An 8,216-nucleotide genomic window follows, 5' to 3' on the forward strand; every position below is an offset into this window, starting at 1 on the left:
GCGCCGCAGTGGGGGCAAGTATTCATGGAAATTTCTCGGTTTATTCTTTGATATAACAGGCTTCTTCTACGGCACTGTCACATGCTATTGAACCTAAGATTGAATCTTCTACATTTTTCATGCATTCTTTATATGTGTTTTTTTCGCATTCTGGGTCAAATGTTTTACCTGCTTCTGTGGAGGAATTTGAGTCGCAGCCTCCACAAAAACATGCTGTGAAAACAAGTGCAATTGAAGCGATGTATTTTGAGCGTGTCACATTTTCAATATACAAAAAAGACCTGCCTTGTGGGGCAGGTCCTTTTCATGCTTGTTAGAAAGTGGCGAGCGGAGCTCGCAATCTATTAAAGCTTGTCGTTAGAACCAAGAACGTCAACGATCTTGTGTTCGTACATCTTCTGCATGTTTTCGCGAGCCGGCTTCAGGTACTGACGCGGGTCGAAGTGATCCGGGTGTTCGTTGAAGTACTTACGGACTGCAGCAGTCATAGCGAGACGGCTGTCGGAGTCGATGTTGATCTTGCAAACAGCAGACTTGGAAGCCTTGCGGAGCTGTTCTTCCGGAATACCAACTGCATCGGGGAGCTTACCGCCGTTTTCGTTGATGGTCTTAACTTCGTCCTGAGGAACGGAAGAAGAACCGTGGAGAACGATGGGGAAGCCCGGGAGTTCCTTTTCGATGGCTTCGAGAACGTCGAATGCCAGGGGAGGCGGAACCAGGATGCCGTCAGCGTTGCGAGTGCACTGTTCCGGCTTGAACTTGTAAGCACCGTGAGAAGTACCGATGGAGATAGCGAGGGAGTCGCAACCAGTACGGGTAGCGAAGTCAACAACTTCTTCCGGCTTGGTGTAGTGAGAAACTTCGGAAGCAACTTCGTCTTCAACACCGGCGAGAACACCGAGTTCAGCTTCAACGGTAACGTCGTGAGCGTGAGCGTATTCAACAACCTTCTTGGTGAGGGCGATGTTTTCTTCGTACGGGAGGGGAGAACCGTCGATCATAACGGAAGAGAAGCCGTTGTCGATGCAGTCCTTGCACAGTTCGAAAGAGTCACCGTGGTCGAGGTGGAGAACGATCTGCGGATTGGCGCAGCCCAGTTCCTTAGCGTATTCAACAGCACCCTGAGCCATGTAGCGGAGGATAGTGCCGTTAGCATAGTTACGAGCGCCCTTAGAAACCTGCATGATCACCGGAGACTTCTGCTTAACGGAAGCCTGAACGATAGCCTGCATCTGTTCCATGGTGTTGAAGTTGAAAGCCGGGATAGCGTAGCCACCAGCAACAGCCTTCTTGAACATTTCCTTGGTGTTAACCAAGCCGAGTTCCTTATAAGAAACTGCCATTGTTTTACCTCTTGTTTTGTTTTTGGCGACTTGCGCCGCCGGTTTAAGATTTACGAGCCTTAATTTAGAAAATCTGTGGGATTTTGTGAATGCCGGCTCTTAAAATATGTGATTTAGGTCTATTTTGCAGGTTGATCCGCCCCTGGCTGTTGAGCCTTGGGTGCGGGTTACTGTTCTGCCTGCTGCTGAAGGGCCTTATCCTGGATCACAAGGTCCACACGGCGGTTCTTCTGGCGGCCTTCCTTGGTGGAGTTGTCGGCAATAGGCATAGACATGCCGAGACCCTTGGCGGTGAGGCGGCCTGCATCGATGCCCTGTTCCACCAGGAAGTTCATAACATTGTCGGCTCTCTGCTGGGAAAGCTTCATGTTATGGTCTTCGGAACCGGTGTTGTCGGTGTTGCCTTCGATGGAGACGTTGAACTGCTGGTAGACGGAGAGGATGCCTGCGACCTTAGCAAGGCTGGTCTTAAGATCGGCCTTGAGGGTGGCCTTGTTGACGTCGAACAGGATGTCGGACATGGACAGGATGATGCCGCGGGCGTCCTTGGACACCTGGATCAGCTTGGACTGAAGTTCGTTCAGCTTGTTCATGGCTTCCTGCTGGCGGGCTTCGGCCTTGGCGCGTTCTTCGGCAAGGGCGGCCTGTTCTTCGGCCAGTTTCTTCTGGAGCTCGGCTTCACGTTCGCCGGCGGCCTTGAGTGCAGCCTGCTGGGCTGCGGCCTCGGCCTGGAACTTTTCCTGGTTCTGCTGGAGTTCAGCCTGGAGACGTGCCTCCTGTTCCTTCATGGCTTCGCTGGTCTGGGCGAGGCGGGCCTTTTCGGCCTCAAGGTCGGCGGCGAGGTCGGACATCTTGCCGCTACGGACAGAGGCGATCTGTTCCTGGATGGCTTCGATGGAACGGCCGGTGGCGATTCGCTTTTCCCAGTTCTCGGCGATGTGATTGTGAAGGGTCTGGGTTTCTGCCTGGACCATCACGATCTTGTTATACATTTCGCAGTTGATGGAAAGTTCCTTGAGAATTTCGCTCTTGGGATCGTCGGCCTGGATAACTTCCATCTTTTTCAGGGTACCGTAGGCTTCAGAAAGAGTGGTCTTGGCTGCCAGGGCGTTGGAGGGGAGGTTTGCCTTGGCGTTGTCGAGCTTTTCCTTACAGGAGGCGATGGGATCCTTGGGGGCTTCTGCAGGAGCGGAGGCTGCCTCGGCTGCAAAACCGAAGCTGGTGGCGAGTGCCAGAGAGGCGAGAAGAGTCTTCTTATCCATTACTTGGCTCCTTCCTTTGCAGAGGTTTCCTTATCCAGAATGCTCTGGTACAAAAGCTTGCGTTCTACGTCGTTGCGCAGTTCCTTTTCTACACGTTCGTCGTCCTTCTTTACGGCGTCACGTTCGGCAGTGGCGAGAGCCAGGCGGTATTCCAGGTTGCTTTGTTCAGCCATGGCGATGGCTTCGTCTTCCTTGCCCTGGTCCATGAATGCCTTGGCAGAAGCCAGCTTGGCGTTGGCATTTAAAGTCTGGGCAGGTTCGATCTTGGCCTCTTCGGTGTATGCCTTGGCAGCTTCTGCCTGGCCAATGGATCTATCGACTGCTGTATTGTGACCCGCGCAGCTGCACAGGGCGGCTAGTGCGAATCCGAGAGTGAGGAATTTGAACTTCATGTTTTCTCCTTTCAGATAATTCCTTTGGAAAAATACAAAACAAAAGCTGCTTACAAGTACTGGATAAAACTTTTTTACTTGATGGAACGGAAATGATAAAATAGATTTACCTTTGTATGGAAGGGAGTTTATATGAAAGGATTTGGGTGCAAACTGAATTGTCTAAAGTGGGCGTTGACCCTGGGATTGAGTGCCCTTTCGGTTTCAGGATTTGCCAAGGTTGATTACCACTTGAACAAGGTGGAAAATCCTAACGAAGACGAACTGGATGCGTATCAGCGCATTACGGTTGCCATGGATTCTGCGGTGTACATGTACAATAAGTACACCCACCTAAGCAAGCACATTGAAGTCTACTACAATACTGGCGTGCAGACCGCCGACGGTAACTACAACGGTACCATGCGATTTGGTACCGGCCGATCTTACATGAAGGTTCATACGGCCATGCACGAGATGGCTCACATCATGGGCATGGGCACCACGACCGAGTACAGGAACATGATGGACGGCGGTGTGTTCAAGGGCGAATATACCCAGGCAAGGCTTAAGGAAATTACCGGCGACCCAAAGGCGGAACTTCACGGCGATTCCCAGCATTTCTGGCCCTACGGCTTGAATTACGAATCCGAGGTCAAGTCTGAACAGGATTTGATAATCCACTGCCAGGTGGTGGAAGCCATGTACCAGGACATCTTCAAGGAAAAGTTCTACATGGAAGCACGTGTGGAATACATGGCCGATGGCAAGTGCATGGGTATTACCGCAAGCAACGGGCTTGAAATGATGGACTGTTCCGGAGACCAGACTGTGGCTAAGATCTGGAGCATCGGAGACAATCCCGTAACATACCGATTTGAATTTGGCGACCGGGTTATTGACGTTCCCAATGAATCTACTGCGGCAGGCATCGTTCTCGGAACTTACTCCTGGAATGGCGGAGCCCACCAGAGGTATGTCTTTGAAGTGTCGCCAGTGAACCAAGCCAACGCTTTCTACCTGCAGAACTTCAAGAGCAAACTTTACATGCTTCCTTCAGGCAAGAACATCGTGCAGGACCAGCGCAGTCGCGACATCCAGTCTGGCATCTGGATTCTTCGGACGGTTTCTAGCGATGTGCCGCCTGCGGGCGACTCAACCGAAGTTGTAACTCCTGTTGACTCTACGGAAACTCCTTCTGTTATCGATACCAACGTCGTGGATTCTACAGCTACAGAAGTCGATTCCACAAACGGCCAGAGTATCTTGGTCCGTCGTCTGGGTGTTCCCAATGGGGACGGTTCCCGAGGGATGCGTTTCGATGTCAAGGGACGGTCTTACGGACAGCATCGTCAGAAGCCCAAGTACTTCAAGCTGTTCTAACCCTTAAAATAGCGGTTTCGACACATATTAGGACTAAATTCCAATTATGCGGAGTTTAGTCCTATATAGTCCTACAATAAGCGCTTTGCTTCGCCCTTAAATGGGCTCGCAATGACACTCGGGATTTCGTGTAAAAGCAAAAAAGGATCTCTGAAAAGAGATCCTTTTTAGCGGGATAGACGAGGCTTGAACTCGCAACCTCCGGCGTGACAGGCCGGTGCTCTAACCAAAATTGAGCTACCACCCCAAATCGTTTCCGATTTTTCGGTAGTGGGCGATAACGGATTCGAACCGCTGACATTCTGCTTGTAAGGCAGACGCTCTGAACCAGCTGAGCTAATCGCCCGAATGGGTTTACTTATCTTCTTTCTTTCCCTTCCAGAGAATTCCCAGAGGAATGATCACCAGGTAGGCGAGGCAGAGAATAAGAGGTGCAACCGTGAGAGAAACCGGATTTTCAGCAGGACCTGTTGCCAGGCAGATGAAACCGATAACAAGCAGGAGGACGCCAAGAGCAATCAAAATGATATTCTTTTTATCCATATTCCTATCTCGTTCTCAAGATTACGAGCCAAATATACAAAGTTATAGGTTGTTGTCAAGGCGTAGATCAAAAAAAAGTGAAAAAATCGAATGCCAGGGAGCGACGTTCATAAAAAAAACGGGCATTGCGCCCGCTAGATTATCCAAATTCCTGGGAGCGGCAGGCTCCCTGTGGAATTCTACTTCTGTCCTGGATACTTGACTCGGGTGTGGTAGGTACCATCAAGGCTGTTCAGGAAAGCCTTTTCAAGCTTGAACAGGTCCTTGACAGACAGGTTACTTTCGTTGAACTGTCCTTCCATGAAACGACCCTGGATGGTGTTGTGGATCATTTCCGACAAGGCTTCGGGAGTGGTGTCGGTCATGGAACGGCTGGTGGCTTCGATGATGTCTGCCAGCATAAGGATTGCGGTTTCGCGGCTCTGGGGCTTGGGGCCCTTGTAGCTGTAATCGGCTTCCTTGATCTGGGTTCCGTTTTCATCGGCTTGCTGTTTAGCCTTTATGTAGAAGTACTTGATGATGGAATCGCCATGGTGTTCGCGGATAGCTGCGGCAACCAGGTCGGGAATGTTGTATTCCTTGGCCAGGGCGGTACCCTGTTCCACATGGCCGGTAATGATCTTTACAGACTGCAGAGGATCCAAGTTGTTGTGGGGATTGACGCCCTGCTTCTGGTTTTCGGTAAAGTATTCGGGACGCATGGTCTTGCCGATGTCGTGGTAAAGAGCCATGACACGTACTAGCAGGGAGTTGGCTCCGATGCTGTCGGCCACCTTTTCTGCCAAGTTGGATACCTGGATGCTATGATGGAAGGTGCCCGGGGCCAGTTCGGAAATGCGCTTAAGGGCGGGGCGGTTGAAGTCGGACATTTCCATCAAGGTAAGTACGGTGGTGATGCCGAAGATACGTTCAAACAGGTGGACCAGGAGAACGGATGCAAGGGCGGTACAGACCATGATATTCATGCTTGCCACAATCAGGTTCTGGTAGAAGGCTTCCAGGGAGAGGCGGTTACGAAGCAGGTAGATGACTGCAATTGCCGCAGCCATGGCGAGAACGCCGGCCAGGATTCCCCACAGGAACTGCACGCGGTAACGGATGCGGGCAAGGGGCTGGGTTGCCACAAAGGTAACGCCGAAGGCGCAGGTAGTTGCAGCCAGGTCGTAGCCGTTCAGGATACCGAAGATAAAGGCGGAGAACACGCTGAAGGCAAGGCCGATTCGGCGATCGTAAAGAACGGTAGCTGTAACGGGAGCAAGAGCAAAGGGATAAAGCCACATGAATTCGAAGTTCTCGGGCAGGAAGGAAATGTCCAGCCTGCCGATGGTCTCGGACATGTGGTGGATTGCGAAGAATGCAGCCAGCTGCATCAGGGCGATTACGATAATGCTCCAAAGCTGGCGAGCGCTCTTGAAGGTTCCGCGGGAGGGGCTCAGGAGAATGAAGCTGAAGAAGAAGGTGATGATGATGACAAATACCAGGGCGTTACCGTAGAGTGCGGTAAAGGTCTTGGAGTTTTCTTCTTTCTGCTGGGCGAGCTGGAGTGCGTCGATACGTTCCAGGATTTCCTTGGTAATGGGGGAGCCCTGGCTTACGATTTCCATGCCGCGGGGAACCATGCCCTTGATTCGGGTAACCTTGCTGCGGGCTTCGTCGCGGGCGGCCATGGTTTCCTTTTCAAGGTAGAATACGTTAGGCATCATGAACACGAACAAGGTTTCGTAGAAGGCGCTAAGCAGGCCCTGTTCGTTGGGAAAGTTCATTTGCAACTGGGCGAAGGCTTCGTCGATACGACGGCGGAGCGGCTGGATGTTGCTGACTTCGATGGTGGAATTTTCGTTATCCTTGATGAGGGTGATGTTAGGCTTGGTGTAGGTAATGTACTTGAGATCCTGCAGGTTGTAGTTGTCCCTATAAAGCTGGGCTGCAGTCTCGGAAGAAGCCAGGAAGGTGTTGGATACGCCCTTCTGCAACATCTGGTTGAAGACAGAAAGCAGGGAGTCCCTGGCCTTGGAATTCTGGCTCAGGGGCTTGATGGCGGATGTAGAAATACGCTGCTTGATTACTTCGTAGATACGGGAGGCCTGCACCACCTTGGACTGCACGTTGGAGGTGGAGTCGCTGGATTCCACATTGCTTGCGTAGTTGATCTGGGACTGGAGTGCGCCGTACTGGCCCACCTTATGGAGGAAGCCCTTGAGGTCTTCGTAGACTCGGTTGGTCTCGTCGTTGTTGAATTCGAAGATGGCGTTGACCTTGTCGGCGGCGCGGGTCTTTTCGGCTTCGATTTCCTGCTCGGTCTTGGGCACTTCGAAATTGATGGGAGCCACGATGGTGCGGGTACTTACCTGACCAAGGCGGGGGCGCTCTGCCTGGAGGGCGATGTTCTTGTCGGGGAAAAGGAAAAGTGCAGCGGCTACAACCAGAACCCAGCCGATGGCGAGGTGGATTTTCATCTGCTTTTTCTTCATGATCTTTATCCTTACTTATTTATCCTTTTCCTGGTAGGCTTGCAAAATATCCTTGACCAGGTGGTGACGTAAAACGTCGGTAGCGGTAAAGTCCACCTGGGCGATACCGCGGATTCCCTTGAGAATCTGCATGGCGTGTTCCAGGCCGGAGCGCTGGCTCTTGGGCAAGTCTACCTGGGTGGCGTCACCTGTAATGATAGCCTTGCTGTGGGGCCCAAGACGGGTCAGGAACATCTTCATCTGTTCGGGAGTGGTATTCTGGGCTTCGTCCAGAATGATAAACGCACGTTTCAGGGTGCGGCCGCGCATGTAGGCCAGCGGAGCTACCTCGATGGCGCCCGCTTCCTCGTAACGGCGGAGCTTTTCGGCGGGAAGCAGCTCGGCCAGGCTGTCGTGGATGGGCCTGAGGTAGGGGGCGATCTTTTCCTTGAGGTCGCCGGGCAGGTACCCGAGGGATTCGCCGGCTTCTACTGCCGGGCGAACGAGGCAGATGCGCTCCGCCTCGTGACGTTCTAGGCTTGCGACAGCCAGCGTTACTGCCAAAAAGGTCTTGCCGGTACCGGCAGGTCCTTTGGCGAATATTACATCGTTACGTTCGACCGCCTTGACCAGTTCTGCCTGGGCAGGAGTTTTTGCGAATACGGAAACCCCAAAGCGGTTCCTGAATACGGGTGTGCCGGGAATGGCTCCGGACAGTTCTTCCGGAAGGTCCGAGGGGCCCAGCATGCGCTCTACCTGGCGGGCGTTGATTGCGTCGCCGTTTCGGGCGGCAATCTTCAGCTGGTCAAGAACAGCCATGACTCCGGCCATGTCGCCGTTTTCCTTGGCTGTAATGGTAAGCCC

The 8,216-nt window shown here is 52.5% G+C and carries 8 protein-coding genes and 2 tRNA genes; 1 reads left to right on the top strand and 9 read right to left on the bottom strand.

Annotated features, from left to right (window positions below; translation table 11 throughout):
• Positions 1-40 precede the first annotated feature (40 nt).
• From MJZ26_14185 to MJZ26_14200, 4 genes are all read right to left on the bottom strand, one after another.
• Complete coding sequence (locus MJZ26_14185; protein MCQ2106927.1) at positions 41-274, bottom strand: hypothetical protein; 234 nt, start codon at positions 272-274, stop codon at positions 41-43.
• A 70-nt stretch (positions 275-344) separates the two neighbouring features.
• The gene (locus tag MJZ26_14190) at positions 345-1,343 is read right to left on the bottom strand and encodes a class II fructose-1,6-bisphosphate aldolase (GenBank protein MCQ2106928.1); all 999 of its coding nucleotides are present in this window, start codon (positions 1,341-1,343) and stop codon (positions 345-347) included.
• Positions 1,344-1,510: 167 nt separating this feature from the next.
• A complete protein-coding gene (locus MJZ26_14195; protein MCQ2106929.1) occupies positions 1,511-2,605 on the bottom strand; it encodes an OmpA family protein in 1,095 nt (364 codons plus the stop codon).
• Positions 2,605-2,997, bottom strand: a complete 393-nt coding sequence (locus MJZ26_14200; protein MCQ2106930.1) for a hypothetical protein — start codon at positions 2,995-2,997, stop codon at positions 2,605-2,607. Before MJZ26_14200 ends, MJZ26_14195 begins: the two co-directional genes overlap by 1 nt.
• A 132-nt stretch (positions 2,998-3,129) precedes the next feature.
• On the opposite strand from MJZ26_14200, the gene MJZ26_14205 reads away from it, so the two are divergent.
• A complete protein-coding gene (locus tag MJZ26_14205) occupies positions 3,130-4,359 on the top strand; it encodes an RICIN domain-containing protein (protein ID MCQ2106931.1) in 1,230 nt (409 codons plus the stop codon).
• A 171-nt stretch (positions 4,360-4,530) separates the two neighbouring features.
• Here the strand turns inward: MJZ26_14205 and MJZ26_14210 are convergent.
• The 5 genes from MJZ26_14210 to MJZ26_14230 all read right to left on the bottom strand — a co-directional run.
• Positions 4,531-4,606, bottom strand: a tRNA-Asp gene (locus MJZ26_14210).
• 24 nt (positions 4,607-4,630) lie between these two features.
• Positions 4,631-4,705 (bottom strand) — tRNA-Val (locus MJZ26_14215).
• 8 nt (positions 4,706-4,713) lie between these two features.
• Positions 4,714-4,902, bottom strand: a complete 189-nt coding sequence (locus MJZ26_14220; protein ID MCQ2106932.1) for a DUF3098 domain-containing protein — start codon at positions 4,900-4,902, stop codon at positions 4,714-4,716.
• A gap of 179 nt (positions 4,903-5,081) precedes the next feature.
• On the bottom strand, positions 5,082-7,373 hold the full coding sequence (locus MJZ26_14225; GenBank protein ID MCQ2106933.1) for an HDIG domain-containing protein: 2,292 nt from the start codon (positions 7,371-7,373) through the stop codon (positions 5,082-5,084).
• Positions 7,374-7,388: 15 nt separating this feature from the next.
• A partial coding sequence (locus tag MJZ26_14230; GenBank protein MCQ2106934.1) for a PhoH family protein occupies positions 7,389-8,216 on the bottom strand: 828 nt, incomplete at its 5' end.

It is taken from the genome of Fibrobacter sp., from assembly GCA_024398965.1.
Taxonomy (GTDB): Bacteria; Fibrobacterota; Fibrobacteria; order Fibrobacterales; family Fibrobacteraceae; genus Fibrobacter.